27 protein-coding genes are annotated in these 17,478 nt (G+C 65.9%); 5 read left to right on the top strand and 22 right to left on the bottom strand.

Going from position 1 to position 17,478, the window contains the following annotated elements:
* Nucleotides 1-60: 60 nt before the first annotated feature.
* The gene (locus AC3A5Z_RS02580) at nucleotides 61-462 is read left to right on the top strand and encodes a hypothetical protein (protein ID WP_487517838.1); all 402 of its coding nucleotides are present in this window, start codon (nucleotides 61-63) and stop codon (nucleotides 460-462) included.
* On the opposite strand, the gene AC3A5Z_RS02585 is transcribed toward AC3A5Z_RS02580, so the two are convergent.
* From AC3A5Z_RS02585 to AC3A5Z_RS02600, 4 genes are read right to left on the bottom strand one after another with little or no spacing between them, the layout of a single operon-like run.
* Entirely contained in the window at nucleotides 442-930 is a 489-nt protein-coding gene (locus AC3A5Z_RS02585; RefSeq protein ID WP_487517839.1) for a phage virion morphogenesis protein, read from the bottom strand. The genes AC3A5Z_RS02580 and AC3A5Z_RS02585 overlap by 21 nt on opposite strands.
* Nucleotides 927-2,159: a phage head morphogenesis protein gene (locus AC3A5Z_RS02590; RefSeq protein WP_487517840.1), complete on the bottom strand. Its 1,233-nt coding sequence runs from the start codon at nucleotides 2,157-2,159 to the stop codon at nucleotides 927-929. Before AC3A5Z_RS02590 ends, AC3A5Z_RS02585 begins: the two co-directional genes overlap by 4 nt.
* Nucleotides 2,152-3,795 carry a DUF935 domain-containing protein gene (locus tag AC3A5Z_RS02595; RefSeq protein ID WP_487517841.1) on the bottom strand — a complete coding sequence of 548 codons (1,644 nt, stop codon included), beginning with the start codon at nucleotides 3,793-3,795 and terminating at the stop codon, nucleotides 2,152-2,154. The genes AC3A5Z_RS02590 and AC3A5Z_RS02595 overlap by 8 nt, the downstream gene beginning before the upstream one ends.
* Nucleotides 3,795-5,411 (bottom strand): terminase large subunit domain-containing protein, encoded by a 1,617-nt coding sequence (locus AC3A5Z_RS02600; RefSeq protein ID WP_487517842.1) that lies wholly within the window; start codon nucleotides 5,409-5,411, stop codon nucleotides 3,795-3,797. The genes AC3A5Z_RS02595 and AC3A5Z_RS02600 overlap by 1 nt, the downstream gene beginning before the upstream one ends.
* A gap of 146 nt (nucleotides 5,412-5,557) precedes the next feature.
* Between AC3A5Z_RS02600 and AC3A5Z_RS02605 the strand changes: the two genes are divergently transcribed.
* Nucleotides 5,558-5,872: a hypothetical protein gene (locus AC3A5Z_RS02605; protein ID WP_487517843.1), complete on the top strand. Its 315-nt coding sequence runs from the start codon at nucleotides 5,558-5,560 to the stop codon at nucleotides 5,870-5,872.
* Between the two features lie 62 nt (nucleotides 5,873-5,934).
* On the opposite strand, the gene AC3A5Z_RS02610 is transcribed toward AC3A5Z_RS02605, so the two are convergent.
* The 10 genes from AC3A5Z_RS02610 to AC3A5Z_RS02655 form a co-directional block, all read right to left on the bottom strand.
* Nucleotides 5,935-6,444 (bottom strand): hypothetical protein, encoded by a 510-nt coding sequence (locus tag AC3A5Z_RS02610; RefSeq protein WP_487517844.1) that lies wholly within the window; start codon nucleotides 6,442-6,444, stop codon nucleotides 5,935-5,937.
* Nucleotides 6,444-7,034 (bottom strand): phage protein Gp27 family protein, encoded by a 591-nt coding sequence (locus AC3A5Z_RS02615; RefSeq protein WP_487517845.1) that lies wholly within the window; start codon nucleotides 7,032-7,034, stop codon nucleotides 6,444-6,446. The genes AC3A5Z_RS02610 and AC3A5Z_RS02615 overlap by 1 nt, the downstream gene beginning before the upstream one ends.
* Nucleotide 7,035: 1 nt before the next feature.
* Nucleotides 7,036-7,335 carry a VpaChn25_0724 family phage protein gene (locus tag AC3A5Z_RS02620; protein WP_487517846.1) on the bottom strand — a complete coding sequence of 100 codons (300 nt, stop codon included), beginning with the start codon at nucleotides 7,333-7,335 and terminating at the stop codon, nucleotides 7,036-7,038.
* A gap of 1 nt (nucleotide 7,336) precedes the next feature.
* The gene (locus AC3A5Z_RS02625) at nucleotides 7,337-7,669 is read right to left on the bottom strand and encodes a DUF2730 family protein (protein ID WP_487517847.1); all 333 of its coding nucleotides are present in this window, start codon (nucleotides 7,667-7,669) and stop codon (nucleotides 7,337-7,339) included.
* An 11-nt stretch (nucleotides 7,670-7,680) separates the two neighbouring features.
* On the bottom strand, nucleotides 7,681-8,127 hold the full coding sequence (locus tag AC3A5Z_RS02630; protein WP_487517848.1) for a hypothetical protein: 447 nt from the start codon (nucleotides 8,125-8,127) through the stop codon (nucleotides 7,681-7,683).
* A gap of 18 nt (nucleotides 8,128-8,145) precedes the next feature.
* Nucleotides 8,146-9,018, bottom strand: a complete 873-nt coding sequence (locus tag AC3A5Z_RS02635) for an N-acetylmuramoyl-L-alanine amidase (RefSeq protein ID WP_487517849.1) — start codon at nucleotides 9,016-9,018, stop codon at nucleotides 8,146-8,148.
* A 100-nt stretch (nucleotides 9,019-9,118) separates the two neighbouring features.
* Complete coding sequence (locus AC3A5Z_RS02640) at nucleotides 9,119-9,457, bottom strand: helix-turn-helix domain-containing protein (protein WP_487517850.1); 339 nt, start codon at nucleotides 9,455-9,457, stop codon at nucleotides 9,119-9,121.
* Between the two features lie 29 nt (nucleotides 9,458-9,486).
* Nucleotides 9,487-9,939, bottom strand: a complete 453-nt coding sequence (locus AC3A5Z_RS02645) for a gp16 family protein (protein WP_487517851.1) — start codon at nucleotides 9,937-9,939, stop codon at nucleotides 9,487-9,489.
* Entirely contained in the window at nucleotides 9,930-10,130 is a 201-nt protein-coding gene (locus tag AC3A5Z_RS02650) for a hypothetical protein (RefSeq protein WP_487517852.1), read from the bottom strand. The genes AC3A5Z_RS02645 and AC3A5Z_RS02650 overlap by 10 nt, the downstream gene beginning before the upstream one ends.
* A gap of 5 nt (nucleotides 10,131-10,135) precedes the next feature.
* A complete protein-coding gene (locus AC3A5Z_RS02655; RefSeq protein ID WP_487518615.1) occupies nucleotides 10,136-10,789 on the bottom strand; it encodes a DUF3164 family protein in 654 nt (217 codons plus the stop codon).
* Between the two features lie 139 nt (nucleotides 10,790-10,928).
* Here AC3A5Z_RS02655 and AC3A5Z_RS02660 point away from each other — a divergent pair, with 139 nt between their 5' ends.
* Nucleotides 10,929-11,183, top strand: a complete 255-nt coding sequence (locus tag AC3A5Z_RS02660; RefSeq protein ID WP_487517853.1) for a DUF982 domain-containing protein — start codon at nucleotides 10,929-10,931, stop codon at nucleotides 11,181-11,183.
* 174 nt (nucleotides 11,184-11,357) lie between these two features.
* Nucleotides 11,358-11,579, top strand: coding sequence for a DUF982 domain-containing protein (locus AC3A5Z_RS02665; RefSeq protein WP_487517854.1), 222 nt, complete (start codon nucleotides 11,358-11,360; stop codon nucleotides 11,577-11,579).
* A 44-nt stretch (nucleotides 11,580-11,623) separates the two neighbouring features.
* On the opposite strand, the gene AC3A5Z_RS02670 is transcribed toward AC3A5Z_RS02665, so the two are convergent.
* The 5 genes from AC3A5Z_RS02670 to AC3A5Z_RS02690 are packed head-to-tail and all read right to left on the bottom strand — an operon-like array spanning nucleotide 11,624 to nucleotide 16,345.
* Entirely contained in the window at nucleotides 11,624-11,995 is a 372-nt protein-coding gene (locus AC3A5Z_RS02670; RefSeq protein ID WP_487517855.1) for a hypothetical protein, read from the bottom strand.
* Nucleotides 11,992-12,564, bottom strand: a complete 573-nt coding sequence (locus AC3A5Z_RS02675) for a hypothetical protein (protein ID WP_487517856.1) — start codon at nucleotides 12,562-12,564, stop codon at nucleotides 11,992-11,994. Before AC3A5Z_RS02675 ends, AC3A5Z_RS02670 begins: the two co-directional genes overlap by 4 nt.
* Nucleotides 12,565-12,567: 3 nt before the next feature.
* A complete protein-coding gene (locus AC3A5Z_RS02680; RefSeq protein ID WP_487517857.1) occupies nucleotides 12,568-13,353 on the bottom strand; it encodes an AAA family ATPase in 786 nt (261 codons plus the stop codon).
* Between the two features lie 41 nt (nucleotides 13,354-13,394).
* A complete protein-coding gene (locus tag AC3A5Z_RS02685; RefSeq protein WP_487517858.1) occupies nucleotides 13,395-15,494 on the bottom strand; it encodes a transposase domain-containing protein in 2,100 nt (699 codons plus the stop codon).
* Nucleotides 15,494-16,345: a ParB/RepB/Spo0J family partition protein gene (locus AC3A5Z_RS02690; RefSeq protein WP_487517859.1), complete on the bottom strand. Its 852-nt coding sequence runs from the start codon at nucleotides 16,343-16,345 to the stop codon at nucleotides 15,494-15,496. Before AC3A5Z_RS02690 ends, AC3A5Z_RS02685 begins: the two co-directional genes overlap by 1 nt.
* On the opposite strand from AC3A5Z_RS02690, the gene AC3A5Z_RS02695 reads away from it, so the two are divergent.
* On the top strand, nucleotides 16,344-16,703 hold the full coding sequence (locus AC3A5Z_RS02695; RefSeq protein WP_487517860.1) for a hypothetical protein: 360 nt from the start codon (nucleotides 16,344-16,346) through the stop codon (nucleotides 16,701-16,703). The genes AC3A5Z_RS02690 and AC3A5Z_RS02695 overlap by 2 nt on opposite strands.
* On the opposite strand, the gene AC3A5Z_RS02700 is transcribed toward AC3A5Z_RS02695, so the two are convergent.
* From AC3A5Z_RS02700 to AC3A5Z_RS02710, 3 genes are read right to left on the bottom strand one after another with little or no spacing between them, the layout of a single operon-like run.
* Nucleotides 16,682-16,924: a hypothetical protein gene (locus tag AC3A5Z_RS02700; RefSeq protein ID WP_487517861.1), complete on the bottom strand. Its 243-nt coding sequence runs from the start codon at nucleotides 16,922-16,924 to the stop codon at nucleotides 16,682-16,684. The two genes, AC3A5Z_RS02695 and AC3A5Z_RS02700, sit on opposite strands and share 22 nt — an antisense overlap.
* Nucleotides 16,921-17,163: a hypothetical protein gene (locus AC3A5Z_RS02705; protein ID WP_487517862.1), complete on the bottom strand. Its 243-nt coding sequence runs from the start codon at nucleotides 17,161-17,163 to the stop codon at nucleotides 16,921-16,923. The genes AC3A5Z_RS02700 and AC3A5Z_RS02705 overlap by 4 nt, the downstream gene beginning before the upstream one ends.
* Nucleotides 17,160-17,417, bottom strand: coding sequence for a hypothetical protein (locus AC3A5Z_RS02710; protein WP_487517863.1), 258 nt, complete (start codon nucleotides 17,415-17,417; stop codon nucleotides 17,160-17,162). Before AC3A5Z_RS02710 ends, AC3A5Z_RS02705 begins: the two co-directional genes overlap by 4 nt.
* Between the last annotated feature and the right edge of the window lie 61 nt (nucleotides 17,418-17,478).

A 17,478-nucleotide genomic window follows, 5' to 3' on the forward strand; every position in this document is an offset into this window, starting at 1 on the left:
CAGCCATTGCAGAATCGCTGCTGCAGGTCCGATGTGCCGTTTCGCTTTTGGGAGAAACGGATGATCGAGGGCTTCTACAAGATCAGCTTCTTCACCCAGTTGAGCACGGGCTCAGGTGTCGCGTTCTTGTCGGGCGGCAGCCTCTGCGGCAGCGATTCTCTCGTGTCCTATGACGGCACGTATGAGATTGAAGGAGACTGCTTCCACGCGCGCATATTGATGCTGTCGCACGGCGGCTCTCAGGGAGTGGCTTCCGCATTCGGTGTCGAGAGGGCGACGCTCAGCGTCAAGGGACGGGTGACCGATACCGGCCTGAATTGCGTGGCTTGTGCTGATACGGCCCCTGATATTTCCATGGCGCTCCGGCTGGAGCGCATGCGTCAGGATGCGGTCGGATATAGCAAGGCTGTTCTCGTCTGCGCGCTTGATCGCGGCGTGTATTCAAACCTCTATGGTTCCTAGCCAGTCCGAGATGATCTCCAGGATCGCCGTCTTGTCGACGTCGGAGATGCCGAGGAAGGGGCGGGCGGGGATAGGGCCCCAGGGGATCGGATGGCCGGCCTTGTCGGCCCCGAAGGCGCCCTGTGCTGCGCCGAACTGCTGCACGGCGGCGTAGATCAGGTTGGAGCCGATCTCGACGCTGTCGGCCGCGGCCTCATAGAAGATCTGCGAGGAGAGCATGCCGGTCTCGCCGAAGAGCGGCCGGATGTCGATGCGTTGGCCGCGGCGCGCGTAGCTGTCGAGCGTGGTCTGCGACTTCGGCACCCATTTCGTGCCGTCGGGAGCTTCGCCGGCGGCAAAGCGTGCCTTGGTCGTGGTGACCATCTGCTCGCCGATCTCCTGCATCACCGGAGTGAGGTCGGCGAGCAGCCTTGACAGATCCTGCAGCCGGGGCGTGATCTGGTCCTGCTCGAGCTCGAAGCGGATCATCCGCGCCTCCGTGTGGTGATCTGCAGCGCGACCAGGAACAGACGGTCGCCCCGTTTCTCGAAGCTTGCCACCCACTCCTCGCTCTCGGTCCTGATGATCCAGTCGAGCAGATCTCCAGAAGAGCCCTTTGCAGCCCGCACCTCGACCACGCGGTCAAGGAGGGCGGCAAGGCGACCGATGTCGCCGGGGGTCAGCGCCCGGCCGACCTGCGTGCCGGTGCCCATTATGCGGAGGAGGTCGTCCCGCGCGACGGCGAAGTCGGTGCCGGCGATCTCGGCACCGGCAATGGCGGACGGCAGCTGCGCCGGCTGCGCCAGGAGGCCCAGCGAGCGCAGCGGCTCGATCGTGATTGCCGCGCCGATCGGGGCGCCGGTCCGTTCGCCCTGGACGCGCTCGGCCCAGCGGCGGAGGTCGTCGGCGAGTGAGGGAAGGGCGCGGTAGGCCTTCGCCACGGCCTTGGCCCGACCCGGCGGCAGGGATGCCATGAAGGCCTTCGAGATATCGGCGGGCCAGCTGACTGCCTTCTGCGCCGTCATCTCGACCAGATCCAGAAAGGTGCTGGCGCCCGGCGCATAGTCCCAACCTTTGCCGACGCCGAGGGGCGCCCCGGTCTTCGGGTCGATCTTCTGCCAGCCCTCGGGCAGCGTCTTCGCCGGATCGCCGCCCAGCCTACGGATCCCCGCCTCCGAATTGGTACCGGCGATGAAACAGGTGCAGCCCCAGCCGTTCGGCGGCGCATGCGTCTCCCAGAAGGGATGATCCGGAGGAAGCGCCAGCCCGTCCCACGCGAGGTGCTGCAGGCGCGGCTCGAGCGAGGCACCGTGCCGGTAGACCCAGTACTTGAACTTGCTCTCCACCAGCTGCTTGAAGCGGGCGGCGGCATAGGAGACCGACATGTTGGTGCGGTAGATCACCCGGGTGCGCCAGGCCTCGCCCTTCGCGGTGTCCTCGCCGGTCCAACCGTGCCAGCCCCGGCGCTCGACGATGGCGCGGAAGTCCTTGCGGAAGGCTTCGATCCCGGTGCCAGCGGCGATGGCCTTGTCGACGGCGGCGGCGAGGTCGGTCAGCAGATCGGCCTTCAGCGCGCCCGCGACCATGAAGGCGCGCTCGTGCTGCTCGTGGCTGATGTCGTCCCAGCGGCTGGTCGGGACCAGCTCGCCGAGGCGCAGGCGGAAGGCGGCGACCTGCTCCTTGAACGGTCGGCCCAGCATGGCGGCGAGATCAGGCATCAGCGTCGTCCCTGGCGGCAAGCCGGCCCGCCCCCTGCGCCGCGAGGAGGCCGAGGGCGAGCACCTCGACCAGGGCGTCCGCGCCGAGCGCGTCGAAGCCGGAGAGCAGCATGGCGCGGAACTCCTCGAGGCTGCCCGCCGCCTCCAGCATCGCCTCGATCTTGCCCATCAGCCCGGCCATGGTAGGATGCGCCTCGACAGCCAGCCGATCGGCCAGAATGGCCTCCGGCGAACCCCCCTCAGAAATCGCCGCCAGAGCCCCTTCAGCTTGCAGGGCAGGTGTTGCCCCTGAGACGGGCTCACCCCGTTTAAATTCGCCGGAAAACCGTTTAATTGACGGACTGCGGGGCTGAGGTTCGGTCGAAGGTGCAGCCGACGGGGCCGCCGTGGCCGAAACCCGCAGAATATCTCCCTCGTTCTCCGGTTCGTCGAAGCCGAAACGGTCGCGCGTGCGCTTTTCCGAGACCCGAAGACCGAGCGGGACGAGCTGGCCCAAGGCTTCGGACAGCGCCGTGAGATCCTCGGCCTCGGCGCGGGCGATCTTCAGCCGGGGATACTGCTTCTGAGGCCCGTATTCGAGGTCGATCCAGGGGCGCACCAGATCCCGGTTGAGGATGGCGGAGAGGGCCTTCGCGTCGGCGCGCTCGATGTCCTCCTGCACCTGGCGATGCTCCTTGCCGCTGCCGAGCCCGCCGGTGACAGCATCGGTGGTCGCGGTCTGGCCGAGCACGGCCTTGGAGATCTGCTGGTCGAGCCAGTCGCAGCGCGACTTGTAGAGATCGGCCGTGCCACCGACGTTGCCGGTCTCGATGAACTCGATCGTCATCGACTCGGGGATGATGGCGGCGCAATCGCCGGCGATGTTGGCGACCGCGCGGAACAGGGTTTCCTTGTCGGTCTCGGAGGCGCCGGCACCCCATTTGCCGACCCGCAGCGGCTGGCCGTAGGTCTGGGTGAAGATCACCCAGTCGCGCTGGGTGAAGGCCTTGAACATCCAGGCCCAGGCGGCGGCGCGGGCGAGGCCGGAGCGAAGCGCCAAACCCGATTTGGCGCGGATCGTCGCGTAGATGAACTTGAAGGCCGGGAGCGGGCGCTCCTCGCCATGCTCGCCGAGCATCATGGGCGTCGCCAGATCGTGCCGGGCGAAGCGGAACCAGCGCGGGTCGCGCCACTCGAGCCTCTGCGGCTGCCACTGCCCGGCGCTGGTGTCCCAGATGATCTCGGTGAAGCTGTAGCCCTTGCCGATGCAGTCGAGGATGTCGAAGAGCTCTTCGGCGAGCTCGTCGCGCTGCAGCCAGTCGCGGATCATGTCGGCCTGCGCAACATGCGCCGGATCGTCCGAGGCGGCGTCGATCGAGATCTCGATCTGGCTGACCGAGCGACGGCGGGTCCCGAGCACGCCGAGATAATGCAGATCCCGCTCCTCGATCGTCTCGGCCAGTTCCAGATAGCGCACCGGATCGCCGGCATCGGCCTCGCGCAGGATGGTCGCGAGACGCACCGGGTTCAGCCCATCGGCGGGATAGCCGGCGATCGGCGTGCGCACGCCGCCCAAGGTGGCGGCCGAGACCTCGGTCTTCAGCTCCGCCTTCCTCACCGGATTGCCGCGGCTGTCGAGCAGGACGGGTCGTGTCATCAGAGGCCTCCTCTCAGGCCCGCGCCGAGCGGCGCCTTCCACCAGCCGCGCTGGTCATCGGTTTCTGGGAATGCCGAGAGGCGGCCGGGCTCTGCCGCCGCCGGTCGCGCCGGTTGGTAGCCGTATTCCACCCAGCGCATCCGGCTCGCGAAGTGCGCCAGGGCAAGGGCGATTGCATAGTCGCCGTGCCGCCGCTTGCCCTTCTCGCCCTCGCGGGTCGGGGGCACGCGCGGGATACCGCGGAGGAGCTTCACCACCCGCAGGTCGGCGAGGTGATCGGCATCCCTGGCGATGGCGATGCTGTCATCCTCGAAGGCGCCCTTCAGCGGCGGCATGTTCAGTCGGTACCATTCCTCGGTGAACTTGATCGCCCAGACCAGACCGCCGCCGTCGTCGGTCTCGCGCAGGCCGTATTTCCGGCCCATGTCCTCGGCCACGGTCCAGCCCATACCTGTTGCGTCAAAGGCCGCGCCGACCAAGCGGGCGCGCACTACGTCGAGCACCGCCGCGACGATCATCTTCTGCTCGTCGCCAGGCACGTTGCGCAGCTCGAACACCAGCCTTTGACGGCGCTTCAAACGCTGCTCGATCGCGAGCAGCACGCCCACCGTGAGGTCGGCGACGCGCGCGAAGTCAAAGCCGAAGGCATAGTGCAGCGAGAGGTCGATCCCGGCCATGGCATCGGCCAGATCCTTGAGGAAGGGCGCGAGCAGCATCGCCTGCTCGAGCTTCGTGCGCTGAAGGTAGTCGGCGGGGAGTTCCAGCCGCAGGATGTGGCTCTCGGCCACTGGCAGGGTCATCCGAGCCTCGATCAGCGGGGCGGGCAGCCAGGCGCCGGTCGAGAGCGAGGGGATGCAGAAGAGCTCTTCGTCGGCGCCGTCGCCGTAGAAGTCGATGATGTCCTGGCGCCACTGCGCCTCGGACTCGGCTGACCAGTCCTTGCCGGTGACGAGGCAGATGCGCTGGTAGAGCCCGTCGCGCAGCGCGTCGTCGAAGTCGATGCGCAGATGCTTGTGCGGGGCGCGGCCGGCGAGGATCTCCTGGATGGTCTGATTGAAGGGGTTCTCCGCCGAGTTGTGCGTCGAGCAGACGATGACCTGGCCGCCCCACATCAGGAAGGCGAGGGCTGCCTTCAGAAGCTCGGCGAGATTGTCGACGAAGGCGGCCTCGTCGATGATCACGATGCCCTGCTTGCCGCGCAGGCCGCGCGGGGCGCTGGAGAGAGCGAGGATCTCAAAGCCCGAGGCGAAGCGGATGCGGAAGGCCTGGATGTGCTTGGTGTCGCTCGGATCGGCCGGGTTGGCATCCTCGAACAGGAGCTCGGCGGCTTCCATCGCCGCTGTCGAGAAAGCGCGAGCCCACATGGCGCAGGCGTCGATGAACTCGCGGGTCATCTCCTGGCTGTAGGAGATGTACATCGCGTCCATCCCGCCCGCGCTCTTCTCGCGACCCGCGCGCAGGACGGCATAGGCCGCGAGGCCCCAGGTCAGACCGATGCGGCGGCTCTTCTCGATGAAGAGCACGCGGCAGGCCGTGGTCTCCAGAAGGGAGACGGTCCGCGCCTGATAGGGAAGCAGAACTTTGGGCAGGCCGACCTGTGCAATGACCTCGGGCATCGCCTCTGTCGCGGCCCGTCGCTGGCGCTCCCAATCGCCGGTAGAGACAGGCGAGCTCATAACTGGTAATTCCCAGCGAACTTTTTTCCCGAGTCGTCATTTTGTGCCCCTACGTTTTGTGCCGCTGCGCAACAGAGGAACTTGAGATGCGTGCGAATTTGGATCTGCTGAGTGCGGTGGAAGCTCAGCTTTTGAAGCTTGTCAGAGGCCGCCTGAGCGACCACGGCCGCCCCCTTTATGAAGACGGCAAAGAGCATGAATTCGTCACGGCTTGGCGGGGCGTGCGGGCGCTCCGAGACGAAGAACGACCGGGACAGGCTGTCGAGGCATATTTCAATGAGGTTCTGCGCCCCATCCTGTCGCCGATGGTGGAGGGTGAACCCCACGCAGTGGAAGAAACCCTCAATCAGATCGGCCTCTTTTTGCTGCTGACGGCCGACGATCCCTCCGGCGATCAATGAAGCAGAGATGACGACGCGCGTCTGGGGCCTTCCAGGCTTCGAGCGGAGCGGATTCCGACAGGTCATTGCGTGACACGAGGAGTGGCTGAGATGCCCCACGACGTCAGGCGTCGTCCCGGCGATCGCCCGGCGCTCGCATGTCCAAAATGAGGCAGAACGCGGCGGGATGATGCGACGCCACCTTGCACGACTCGCGCCTCAGGTGCGATATTGGCGTCATCCAATTTGGATCGAGGCGCGCCATGCCGCTTCCTGACCTGCTCGACAGAGTTGAGAGGGAGTTGCTTGATCTCGTCGAGCGTCGGCTCGAGAGATATGGCCTTATCTTGGGCCACGCATTGCAGGAAGAGCTCTACGTTGTCGTCTGGCGAGGCGTGCGGATGCTTCGCGACGAGGAGCAGCCCAAGCAATCCACTGCGGCTTTTTTCAATGAAACCTTGCGTCCGCAGCTTGAGCTGCGTCTCCATGGAAAGGCCAAAAATGTCGGCGCCGCCCTTGATCGCATACGTCATTATCTCGACATCGATATCGATATCGGTGGCCGCATCAGCACAAGGCAATAGAGGCTCCATCACGACACTCCAAGAATCTGGGCCTTGATGGCCTCGGCGGTTTCCGCGGTCAGACCCTTGGCGCGGGCCACAGTCTCGACGGCCTCGCCGACGCGGCTGCTGAACTCGGCCTCGACCTTGCGGCGGCGGTCGGTCGAGATGCTCTGGGCCTGGGCCGCGTTCTTGAAAGCGGCGGCGAGGTGCATCGCATCCTTCGGCTCCAGCCCGTCCGCAGCGTCTCCCAGCATGTGCAGGACCAGCGCCTTGATCGTCTCGGCGGTCATCACCGTCAGGTCGTCGCTGTTCTTCGCGTCGAAGCTCTCGGACAGGGAGGCGACGATCTGCCGGGTCTCGTCGAGGCGGCGGGTCAGCCGGGCGAGGCGTACCGAGTAGCGGTTAAACGAGCTGAAGGCCGGGATGGCGAACTCCAGCTCGCCCCGGTGCTCGGCCATCAGGGCTTCGCACTGCCTGACGAACTCGGCGTAGATGTCGGTCTGGGTGCGCTCGCGCTTGCCCAACTCCTGCGCGGCCCATGAAATGATGCCGTCGCACTGCTGGGGCAGGAGGTCGAATGAGGAGAGCCTGCCGCGTGTGACTTTCGCCTTGGCCATGTCAGGCCCCGGGCCGGGAGGGGCGCTTGATACCCTCGATCGCGATCTGGCGGTCGAGGTGGCGATGGCCAGTCTCGGTAAGGCTCGCCACCATGATGCTGCCCGCCCGGACGAGCGAGACCGCGGCCATTTCCGCCAGCCAGGCGAGCTCGGCATGCACCCATTCGCGCGACTTGCGGATGCCGAAGGTCTGCAGCTCGAAGACGAGGAGATCGCTGTTCAGCGTCTCGTCTGCCTGCGCCATGAGCGCCTTCAGGATGATCAGCCGCGCCTGCTCGCGGATCAGCTGGTCCATGGTCATGTCACTTCCGTCCCTGTTCGATCAAGAGATCCTGCATCCGTTCCGCGATGGCCGTGACCGGCTTCAGCCGCTCGTCCAGCTTGTCGATGTGTCCCTCCATCCGGGCGAGGGTGAGCTCGAGACGGTGCAGCATCTTGGTGTCGGGCATCTCGACAAGCTTGTCTGCGATCCGCTGCACCTCGCGCTCGAGCACCGAGAAGCGGGCTTCCATGGCGGCGATGCGGGCGGCGTTCTGCTTCGAGCTGGCGCCGAAGATGTTCCAGATGCTGGTGCCGAAGGACAGCAGGGCGCCAAGCCCCACTGCCCAAGCGACGAGCGGGCCGATGTCGAGCATCGACGCTCCGCTCACACCAGACCTCGCGGCCGGGCGCCGGGATCGGCATGGGCCGCGGCATAGGCGAGGCCGACGAGGAGCATGGCAAAGAACCAGGTGCGGAGCGTGTTGGTCGTGGTTCTGCCGCCCCACCAGACGAGGCGGAAGTTCGGGGCGCGGCGCTCGAGCCAGATCCAGACCCCGCCCACCAGCGGCGCCACCATCTGCCAGGCGGTGACGGCACGCTCGCCCTTGGCCACCACCTCGTCGGGCGTGTCGCCGAGGCCCATGTCACGGAGCGTTCCCAGGAGGTCGATCTGCCAGGTGTTGAGGAGGACGACCAGCGTCGTGACCAGCCCGACCCAGAAGCTCCGCGCCTTGTAGGCGGGAAGATCGGGGAGCGCGGTGTTGTTCGAGAGCCGGGGCAGGGTGAGCGCGCTTGCGAGAAGGGGCAGCAGCGCGCGCAGATGGCGGGACATGGGCAGGTCCTTTTCGGGTCAGGAGAAGACGACAGGGGCGGTGTAGGCGCCGAGAATCCAGCCCTCGCGCCCGGCGTAGGTGACGGCGAGCCAGAGGCGGCCGCCGAAGATGCCCTTGCGGATCACCGGCACCGCCGTGCCGGCGGGGATCCTGGCGAGGACGTTCGGATTGAAAGAGGGCCAGCGGCGGAGGTTGAGGTGGTCGCCCGGCGGCACCTCGATCTCGACGAACTGCTGGTCGGTCGGCGTCGGCAGCACCGGCTGCGACGCGGCCTCGGCGGCGGTATCGGCCGGATCGTCGCGGCCGAGGATGCGGGCGCGGATATGCTCCAGCGGGAAGAGGGGGTTGGTGTCGACCTTGCGGCCGGGGCTCACGTACCAATGTGTCGTGATGTCGGTCAGCATCGGCAGATCGCGGAAGAGCGCCTGCAGCAGACCGAGCACCGCCGAAATCTGTGCCTCGCTGTAGGGCATCCAGAGGCCCTTGCCGTGCTCGGGCGTCTCGACCTCGCGGATGTCCTGCAGGCTAATGGCGAACTGCTGGCCATACCAGGCGATGGCCTGCGTGTCGGAGAGCCGGGTGAGGCGCCCCGGGTTGACGATCTCGATGCCGATCGAGAAGTCGTTGCAGCTGGCCCGGCCGTTGAAGGTCGACTTGCCAGCATGGAAGGCCCGGCGGTTGGTCGGCACCTGCTGGACGATTGTCCCGTCGCGCTCGACCACGAAGTGCACGCTGACCTTGTCGGAGCCGGCCAGATAGGCGGCGGCATTTCCCTTTTCCAGCCGGCTCGCGGTGTCGTGCAGCACGACGATAGAGGGCGTGATCTCGCCGCCGAAGGCACGGGCCGGTTGGAAGGGGATGCTTGAGAGCCTGTGGGTGTCGATGCGCATGCGCTGCCTCCGGAAAGCGGGAAGATCCCGCGGCCAAAGTGCGCGTCTCGGCAAAAGCAAAACATCCGCAAGGGCTTGCGGATGAGGCCGGGAGAGGGGATCAGAAGAGGCGGAGCTGGGCCGGATGCTGCCCTTTGACCAGCTCGTCGGCCCGCAGGTAGGACCGGATGGTCACGTCCGACGTGTGCAGTTTGCGTGCGATCGCGGCAACCGGCAAGCCCTCAGAGCGCAGTACCCGCGCAATCCACGGCTTGGCGGTCGGGATGCGGACCTTCAGATGGCCGAGCGCCTCGCCGAGCGCTGCGGTCTTTTCCGCGCCGATCATTTCGACCAGCGCGGAACGGGCTTTCGGCGAGGTTGGCAGGTAAACCTCGCCGCCGCCGAAGATCAGGAGGAACTCGACCGCACCCGCGACGCCGAGGATGCGCACGAAGGGCATGACGTGTTGCGGAGGATGCGGTGCGCTCGTCATTCGAGAGGCACCCCGCCGCGACGGCACATGTCCTTCAAGGCGCGGGTGACGTCGTTGATCTGGGCGGAGTTGCGCAGGGCGTCGATGTCGATCGGGACCGACTGCCACTTGCCTTCGAAGCGGGCGCGCAGGAAGGCATTCAGCCCGTCGCGCCCGGGTCGTTTCAGCGCGCCTGCCTTGCCGAGGAGGCCCCAGAGCACATGGATGTAGCGCAGATCCGGGCGGGACGCCGCCGGTCGGCACCCCTTTGCACCGGGCTTTACACCCGGTTTGAAGCCACGCGTCTTGAGCGCTTCCAGAAGCTTCGCCAGCTCGGCCTCCGACATCTCGGCCATGCTGGCCTTGCCGGTCGTGACCAGCTGGAGATCATGGCGCGTGTCGGCGTCGATGCCGAGCTCGCGACAACCGACATGGATCATCCGTTGCAGCGCCCGGGCGGTCATTGCCATTGCCCCAGGCCACTGCCGGCGATTGCCCAGAGAACGGCCTGCAGCGTCAGAAAACCGACAGCAAGCCAGCCGCGCAACCGAGCGCGGCGGGGATTGTCGCGCTCGCGCACCGTCGGCCCGACCAGGAGGGCGCCGAGCGCCATGGCCATAGCAGCGGCGAAGCTGGCAGAAAGAAAGACCACGATCCCCATGACAGTCAGGCCTTGGCGAGATCGATCGTGACGGTCGACCAGGCCGCGGTCTGATCCGGCCGGGTCTGGATGCGGACATAGCTCTTCGAGCCGACCACCCGCATCGCCTCGCGGATCGCCCGCATGGCGCGCTGCCAGCGGTCATCGGCGATGTCGAGCCGGAGAAGCATGAAGATCTCCGAGCGGTTGATCTGGCCTTCCTTGTCGGTATTGAAGGCGCGGGTGACGATGGCGCGGATCTCCGGGCCGCTGTCTGCCGACCACTCGTTGAGGCATTCGTCGATCAGCCCCTTGGCGATCTGCAGCTCCGGGCCAAAGTCAAACAGGTCGGCCACGCGGATCTCTACCTTCATCAGCCCGTCGAAACTCGAATAGGTGCGGTTGCCCTTGGCACCTCCTTTGGTCAACCCGTATTCCTGCGCCAGCAGTGCGTCGAAATCGCCCAGGTCGGTGAAGGTGTGGCCTTTGAAGCGGGCGACCTGGTCGCTGAGCGCCATGGCGAAGCCCAAGATCTTGCGCACCACCCCGTCCTCCAGCAGGTGCTGCGCCTTGATGGTCTCGACCGGCGTCAGGCGACCGTTCGCATCGGGCATGTAGATCCTGTCGCCGATGCTGACGCGGCCGTCTGGGATCGGCGCGGGGGTGAAATCGGATTGCATGCCCATTCTAGGCCTCCTGCTGGTGTTGTTTTCGCGTGCAGTTTTGTGCTGCGCGCAGCACAGCCGCGCGCGCTAGTCTTAGCTCTGGAACATCGAGGCGCGACCCCGGTTGGAAATTGATGCTGCAAGTGGAGGCTGCATGTCTTGGAACCGACGTCGCTGGCAAACCCCCGTCCTTGTTCAACTTGTTGATGGAGTTGAGCCGGCCGTGATCGTCACCGTGGATGAGGCTATGAGCCTCCTCTTGAACCATTGGCCGGGACCGAGGAGCAGGACGTATTGGCAGGCGACTAACGCTTGTTCCATGTGCATCGGCGGGCAGGTCGGTCCATCGGCGGTGAGGACGGCGTTGATCGAAGCCGCTCGCGAAGCGGGACTCCGCGTCGAGGCCTAAGCAAATGATCCCGCCGCTCCACGGGGAATTTTTCTCAGCGCGAGACTTTTCGGGAGACCTCTGCAGATCGTTGTGCTCAAAGTTCCGTGAGAACCCAGGACGGCGCGTCGGGCGCCTGCTCGGACGGCTCCAGGAGGATAAGGACTCGTGGCTCGACACATATGGATCGGTCCGGTGACCGTTCGGCTCGCGCCTCCAGACGGTCTTGTGCTTGTGCGTAACGCATTCGAAGCGCGAGACTTTCTCCTCAAGCGGTGGCAATTTCCGAAGACCAGCACCTACGAGGATGCAGCAAGCGTTTGCACGAGAGCCACTGAAGGGCGAATCGGTTGCGGTAACGCTCGTCTCATGTTCGTTGCAGCCGTCCTCGAAGCAGGAATCCTCGAGCGCGAATGAGCTGGTAGAAGGCGCCTCGCGGCGAGGATCAGCCTTTGCACCCGTCATGCGCTTTCCACCTTTTTCGCGCGAGCGCAGCCATGACAGGCGCGGTACATGCGGACGCGGAGCGGGTTGCCGGTCTGGAAGTCGCGGCCCTTGGCGCGCCAGTCTTGGCAGATGTGCGAGGGCATGGTGCCGAGCGCGGGGCAGAGGATGACGGCAGCCTCGAAGATGCCGCGCACCCGCTCTTCCAGGGCCGCCAGATTGCCGGGGTACTTCATGCGCAGCACCTGGCTGATCACCGTCGGGCTGCGCTCGAGCTGGGCCGCGACGCGGTTCTGCGAAGCCTTGCCGCATTCGATGGCGAGCGTCTCGACCCAGTCGGGCAGACCCTCGCCCCAGGCCTCGCGGGCGATGTCGAGGGGGCCGCTCATCCTGCGACCCCCGTCATGCCGGGCACATAGGCATAGGCGCAGTCGTTCGGATCCCAGACCGCCACGATCCGCTTCTCGCGCGGGGCGCGCGGGCCGGTGTTCTTCACCAGCCGGTAGCTCGCCTCGCGCTTGCCGGGCACGGCGGTGGAGGTGACGCGCAGATACTTCGCCCGGAGCAGCGCGTGGCAGTAGGAGACGGCCTCGCGCAGATCCACCCGGAGGTCGGCCCGGCAGTGGCTCGCCAGATCCACCGGGGTGAAGCTCTTGAGCCCGCGCATCGCGGTCCAGAGCTGCTGAGCCACCTGGCTGCTGCGGTCCTTCGGCTCGCGGTATTCCGGGGTCAGCTCGAACATCTTGCGCGAAGAGCCGTTGCCGCCGCGCTGGACGCGGACCCTGCCTGCCGCTTCCCAGCCGCGCACGATCTCGGTCGCGGCTTCCATGGCAATCAGGGTCTCTGCGGCAATCTCGGCGTAGCCGAAGACCTCCATGCGCAGCGCCGTGGCCCAGGCCCTCGCCTGGACGATCGGGCGGCGGCGGGCGGTGGTCGTCTCATGTGTGTTCATCAGCATGGATCACGCCCTCCGCGCCGTGCGGGCCGCTGCCTGCTGGCGCGACCGCTCAACCGCGTGCTCGCGGCGGGGCGGGGGAGCCTCACCGCGGAAGAAGGGGCGCGCGCCCCATTCCGCGAGGCCAACCGTCGTGAGGCCGAGGGTCAGGGCCGTTTCCTTGACGTGGCTGAGGTTGGTCGAGACCCGGCGGTGCGAGCCGCTGGATTGATCGAGGAGCCGCGCCTTCAGATCGTCGCGCAGCGCGATGCCCGAGGCATAGATCGGCGCGAGCTGGATGACGTCCGACATGTCGGCAGGCTGGGCCGCGACCCAGTCGAGCATGCGGCCATGCACCCTCTCCCATTTCATCAGCTTGGTCGGCAGCTCCTCCTCGCCGATCAGGATCACCGGCACCGCGGAAGCCTCGTAGAGCCCGCGCACCACCTCGACCATGTCATCGCGGATCAGCCTGTCGGCCTCGTCGATCAGAAGCGGACGCTGGTTGACCGAGAGCTCGCGCGAGACCTGCTCGAAGATGTCGGCCGCGGTGCGGGCGGGTCGCAGGCCCAGCTCGAAGGCGATGCCGGAGAGGAGTTGCTTCGAGCGCCAGAGCGGCTGCACCTCGACGTGGCAGGCGCGGAAGGCGTTGGTCGCGTAGACGGCGGCGGTCGATTTGCCGAAGCCCGAGGGGCCGTAGTAGGTGGCCATTCCGGGGAGACCGAAAGCCCGGTGCTGCACCCGGTCGATCAGAGTCATCAGCGCCGAGACGTTGCGCAGCGGAGCTACGCTTTCATAAAGGGTGTCTGTCATGCTCCCTCACTTCCTCACTTTTTTTGGCCGGTTACCCGGCTTCATCCGAACATCTGGTCGCCGTGGACGCGCCACAGCATCAGCTCCGAGCGGTACTCCGAGCTGGTCTGGTAGCCCGCGAGCCACTTCTTCTGCTCGCGGGTGACGGTGTCGCCGCGCTCGATGGCGCGCTCCATCTCGAGCGCGCGGCGGAAGCGCTGGCGGGGTTCTTCGTCGGCCCCGGTCGGCTGGCCTCGGAAGGGCAATGCGGTGACGGTGCCGGCCTTTGCCTGGACCGGGGCGGAGGCCGACGTCTTGGGCTTCACCAGCCGCACCACCTTGGCTTCGGGCGGCGTCGGCGCCATCGGGCTGATCTGATCGAGCTGACGCCCGAGCTCGGCGGCGGTGTAGCGGCGGTGGGCCGCTGCGGCGTCCTTTTCGGCCTTGAGCCAGGCGCGGCGGGCGCGGGCGGTGATGCGGGCCTCGTCGAGATCGAAGAAGCCGCTGCGCTCCAGCGCCGGCGCGTGGCCGAGGTAGCCGCCGTCATGGCTGTAGACATGCAGCCCCGACCAGAGATCGGCGGGATCGAAGCGGATGATGACCCGCTCGCCCGCGTAGTCCTGCATCCACTCGGCCCAGTAGCGGTTGTTCTGGAAGGCGATCTCGCCGGTATTGGTGTTCAGCCGCTGACCCTCGGCGCCAAGGAGCCAGAGGCGGCGCTGCGCCTCGGTGGCCTTGCGGATCGGGGCGGTCGCATAGCTCTCGTCGAAGACCTCGGCGAAGCTGCGGCCGTAGGCGATCTCGGATCTGCGGCCTTGGCGGGTGTTGTGCTCCTCGATCCCCTCGGCCAGCACCCGCAGGAAGTCCTCCAGCTCCACCGCGCGGCTGCCGTAATCCTCGGGCTTGGCCTCAGGCCGATTGCCGGTCCAGGCGCCGTCGAAGCGTGGATCCTTCGAGATGCTGTCGCACATGTCGCGGAAGGCGCGCTCGATCGGCTTCGACTGGCCGCTGTAGGGCGTGGCCCAGTGGATCTCGCAGCCGAGCGCGGTGAAGAGCCCGGGCACATCGTCCTCGCGGACCTTGAAGCGGTAGCGGGTCGCGGCGCCGCCGGTGACGACCTTGGCGGCAAATTCGCGGCCGTTGTCGAGAAGCACATGGCCCGGGATGCCCCAGTCCTCGATCATGTCGCCGGCGGCCAAGAGCACTGCCGTGCTGTTCGGGGTCTGGTCGACGCGCCAAGCGAGGATCCGGCCCGAGAAGATATCCTGGAAGGCCACCATCTGCGGGCGCCCGACGTAGCCAGCCTCTCTCTGGCCGGGCAGCTTCGGCCAGCGCACGAAGACGTCGAACTTGTGGAAGTCGGCGTTCACGGCTTCCAGCGCGTGGAGTGCGGACTTGTCGCGGCGCTGGGTCGGGAAGAGGCGCTTCACAGCCTCGATCCCCTCGCGGCAGAGCACTTGCGTGACCCGGCTGACGGTTGAATTTAGCCTGCGTTGCATGGTCCGGTGGGGCAGGGTGGCAAGGCCTTTCGCCTCGGCGGCGCGGACCGCGCGGCGGTAGCAGCTGGTGAAGGAGGGACCGGCAAGGCGCAGGTAGTCGCTCTTGATCAGGTCGAAGAATTCGGGATCGCAGTCGAGGCTGCGCGAGCGTCTGGTGACGGCGCGGTGCCGGGGCGCGAGGTAGGGCAGACGGTCGTCAGGGCGCACCCCTTCGATCAGCGCAAGCCAAGACCAGAGGGTGCGCGCGCCGGTGCCGGAGCTGCGGGCAATGGCCTCAACTGCGAGATAGCGGTTGAGCACCGGCTCCAGCTCAAAGACCTGCCCCAGGAGTGCCAACCGGCTCAGGGCTTTGTCTTTCAAACGCTGAGGCAGTCCCTCGTACCACGCCCAGATTTCCTCGCGTGATTGCTGCGCGAACGGGTCTGCCGCGTTCTTTGCATGCAGGAGAAGTTGCCGCTGTGCTCGAGAAGGAAAGAGGCGCCAGCTGTACTCCCAACCACCGCCGCGGCCTGTGCGGTGACGGACATTCTTGGCGTCCGCGCGCCAGCCCTGCTTCTTGAGCAAAGCCTCGACGCCCTGCCGCGTGGTGGGCATATCTGGAAGACCGCTCGAGGCAATCTCCTCAGCCGTCCACCACGCTTTGCAAGGGGTGGAGCCGCTCATCACTCAGCGCCTCCAGCATGCGGCAGGAGCGCCGTGACCTCAGCGCCGACTTCGCTGAGCCAGCGCCGGCGAGCTTTGACGCCGGCGCGAGACCATGCCGTGAGCAGGGCTTTAAACTGTTCCTCAACAGGGTCTTTGAAAAGGACCTCGCCGGCCAGTTCGGACTTCAAGCTGCGCCATGCTTCGGCTGCCGACTTAGCCTCTCCTGCCGCGAGCCGTTCGATCACGGTCGTGCGCTCGTAGCTGTCGCCGATCTTGGCGATTTCGGTCAGATCCTTTAGAGAGACGGGGCGGGGCGCGGCGCGGAGCTGAGCAACCGAGCCGGGAGGAAGTGCTGAGCCTGCGGCGACGATCTTGTAGATCTGTCGCGCGGTCATGCCGAACTTGTCCGCAGTCGCCTGCACGAATGCAACTGAACTCGGTTCAGTGGCATCCCAACGCGCAAGCGCGCCGGCAACCCCCCGCTTTGTCTCGGGGTGCAGCCGCTCGTAAACCTGCTTGCGCGTGGCGAGGAAGACCGCCGTATCGAGCGCGTTCATCTCGGCGCCGGCGAGGTTGTCGTCGATCTCGACCATCAGCGCCCAGTCGTCGGTGACGTTCGTCCAGACTTTGGCTGGGATTTCATCCCAGCCGAGGCGCCGCGCCGTCTCCAGCCGATGCGCTCCTGCCATCAGGTAGAGTTTGCCGTCCTTCTTCTTCCGCAGATGAATCGGATCCTTCATCACCCCGAGCTCGTTGATCGAGGCAATCAGGCTCTCGACGCCGGCTTCGCTCACGGGGCGCAGGCGGTTGCGGACGACGACGTCTTCGACAGTAATCTTGTCGATCTGCAGGCAAATGGGCTCTGCCATGGTGCGTTCCTCGGAGAGTTCAGCGCGTTACCCGGCGAAGTCGGGCGCTTGCGATGGTTGCAGCCATTCCCGCTACATCGCCTCCGAAGTGCCGGCAGCTGGTGCACATGCGGTGATGGAATCCTTCGGACTGGAATACGGAGCCGCAGCAAAGGCAGGTCCGTACCTTCGGCAGATGGGACTTTGGAAGCAGGGCCAGCTGCTCTTTCATCCATTGCTCGGCCTCGGCCTTTACATGAAAAATGGGCGAAACTTCTCGCAGGCCAAGCACTTCCCACTCGCGGTCTGCGTAGCGAACGACGCGAGGGCCGCTTCCCCGTACGGCAAAAATGGTCATCAGCTTGCCTCCGATGTCTGAGCCCGGAGGGTGGTCAGCAGGGTCTCCAGACCATCGATCATGCCGCGCTGCTCGGCCTCGATCAGTGTGTCGAGCAGTCGATCGACTGAAGCATCGAAAGACTGCCAGTGTTCATCGATCGTCTGCTGGTCTGCAGCGGATAGGGCCACGGCGCGAGCGCCGGAGGCTGCGGCGACCTGGGCTCGGATTGCCTTCACTAGATCAAGGGGGATCGAGCTCACTGAAAAAAACCTTCAATGACGGGCGCTGCAAGCAGCAGCCCATAGAGACCAAGAAAGAGCGAGATGACGCCGAGGATGTTGCCGAGCAGGCTGCCCTCAATCCGTACGTTGATCCGGACGACCCCGCGCGTGATACGGCGCAGCGCAGAACACACCCGGGCCGCGACGGATTTCTGAATAGGTGAGACCGCGAGGTCGAGATGGTCACTCAGCGGGACGTCTGATCTGCTCGGCATCATGCTGCGTCCCGCCGAATACGAGCCGCATAGAGGTGCAGGAACGTTCCTTCCCCCACCTCGTCGATCATCTTCTGGCGCAGATCGCGGGCTTTCGCACCGTTCCAGGCGCCCGTCGCGGCATTCTTTGCATTGTTTGCCGAGACGTGGCGAGGCTCACACCATTCCTTGAGATTGGTGCCCATCACCCGCAGGTACCCCAGGAACACGTCATAAAAGACCGGCCCCGGCTGGATGGATTTTATTTTTTCTGACATATACTATGCCTCAAGATCAGACTATCGAACACAATTTGTGTTCACGACAACGATTGAACAC

Source organism: Cereibacter sp. Soil_C_27 (assembly GCF_057657095.1).

Bases quoted from the DNA above. Each gene is read 5' to 3' on its own strand.
- AC3A5Z_RS02580 (WP_487517838.1), top strand. From the start codon at position 61: ATGATCGAGGGCTTCTACAAGATCAGCTTCTTCACCCAGTTGAGCACG.
- AC3A5Z_RS02585 (WP_487517839.1), bottom strand. From the start codon at position 930: ATGATCCGCTTCGAGCTCGAGCAGGACCAGATCACGCCCCGGCTGCAG.
- AC3A5Z_RS02590 (WP_487517840.1), bottom strand. From the start codon at position 2,159: ATGCCTGATCTCGCCGCCATGCTGGGCCGACCGTTCAAGGAGCAGGTC.
- AC3A5Z_RS02595 (WP_487517841.1), bottom strand. From the start codon at position 3,795: ATGACACGACCCGTCCTGCTCGACAGCCGCGGCAATCCGGTGAGGAAG.
- AC3A5Z_RS02600 (WP_487517842.1), bottom strand. From the start codon at position 5,411: ATGCCCGAGGTCATTGCACAGGTCGGCCTGCCCAAAGTTCTGCTTCCC.
- AC3A5Z_RS02605 (WP_487517843.1), top strand. From the start codon at position 5,558: ATGCGTGCGAATTTGGATCTGCTGAGTGCGGTGGAAGCTCAGCTTTTG.
- AC3A5Z_RS02610 (WP_487517844.1), bottom strand. From the start codon at position 6,444: ATGGAGCCTCTATTGCCTTGTGCTGATGCGGCCACCGATATCGATATC.
- AC3A5Z_RS02615 (WP_487517845.1), bottom strand. From the start codon at position 7,034: ATGGCCAAGGCGAAAGTCACACGCGGCAGGCTCTCCTCATTCGACCTC.
- AC3A5Z_RS02620 (WP_487517846.1), bottom strand. From the start codon at position 7,335: ATGACCATGGACCAGCTGATCCGCGAGCAGGCGCGGCTGATCATCCTG.
- AC3A5Z_RS02625 (WP_487517847.1), bottom strand. From the start codon at position 7,669: ATGCTCGACATCGGCCCGCTCGTCGCTTGGGCAGTGGGGCTTGGCGCC.
- AC3A5Z_RS02630 (WP_487517848.1), bottom strand. From the start codon at position 8,127: ATGTCCCGCCATCTGCGCGCGCTGCTGCCCCTTCTCGCAAGCGCGCTC.
- AC3A5Z_RS02635 (WP_487517849.1), bottom strand. From the start codon at position 9,018: ATGCGCATCGACACCCACAGGCTCTCAAGCATCCCCTTCCAACCGGCC.
- AC3A5Z_RS02640 (WP_487517850.1), bottom strand. From the start codon at position 9,457: ATGCCCTTCGTGCGCATCCTCGGCGTCGCGGGTGCGGTCGAGTTCCTC.
- AC3A5Z_RS02645 (WP_487517851.1), bottom strand. From the start codon at position 9,939: ATGGCAATGACCGCCCGGGCGCTGCAACGGATGATCCATGTCGGTTGT.
- AC3A5Z_RS02650 (WP_487517852.1), bottom strand. From the start codon at position 10,130: ATGGGGATCGTGGTCTTTCTTTCTGCCAGCTTCGCCGCTGCTATGGCC.
- AC3A5Z_RS02655 (WP_487518615.1), bottom strand. From the start codon at position 10,789: ATGCAATCCGATTTCACCCCCGCGCCGATCCCAGACGGCCGCGTCAGC.
- AC3A5Z_RS02660 (WP_487517853.1), top strand. From the start codon at position 10,929: ATGTCTTGGAACCGACGTCGCTGGCAAACCCCCGTCCTTGTTCAACTT.
- AC3A5Z_RS02670 (WP_487517855.1), bottom strand. From the start codon at position 11,995: ATGAGCGGCCCCCTCGACATCGCCCGCGAGGCCTGGGGCGAGGGTCTG.
- AC3A5Z_RS02675 (WP_487517856.1), bottom strand. From the start codon at position 12,564: ATGCTGATGAACACACATGAGACGACCACCGCCCGCCGCCGCCCGATC.
- AC3A5Z_RS02680 (WP_487517857.1), bottom strand. From the start codon at position 13,353: ATGACAGACACCCTTTATGAAAGCGTAGCTCCGCTGCGCAACGTCTCG.
- AC3A5Z_RS02685 (WP_487517858.1), bottom strand. From the start codon at position 15,494: ATGAGCGGCTCCACCCCTTGCAAAGCGTGGTGGACGGCTGAGGAGATT.
- AC3A5Z_RS02695 (WP_487517860.1), top strand. From the start codon at position 16,344: ATGGTGCGTTCCTCGGAGAGTTCAGCGCGTTACCCGGCGAAGTCGGGC.
- AC3A5Z_RS02690 (WP_487517859.1), bottom strand. From the start codon at position 16,345: ATGGCAGAGCCCATTTGCCTGCAGATCGACAAGATTACTGTCGAAGAC.
- AC3A5Z_RS02705 (WP_487517862.1), bottom strand. From the start codon at position 17,163: ATGATGCCGAGCAGATCAGACGTCCCGCTGAGTGACCATCTCGACCTC.
- AC3A5Z_RS02710 (WP_487517863.1), bottom strand. From the start codon at position 17,417: ATGTCAGAAAAAATAAAATCCATCCAGCCGGGGCCGGTCTTTTATGAC.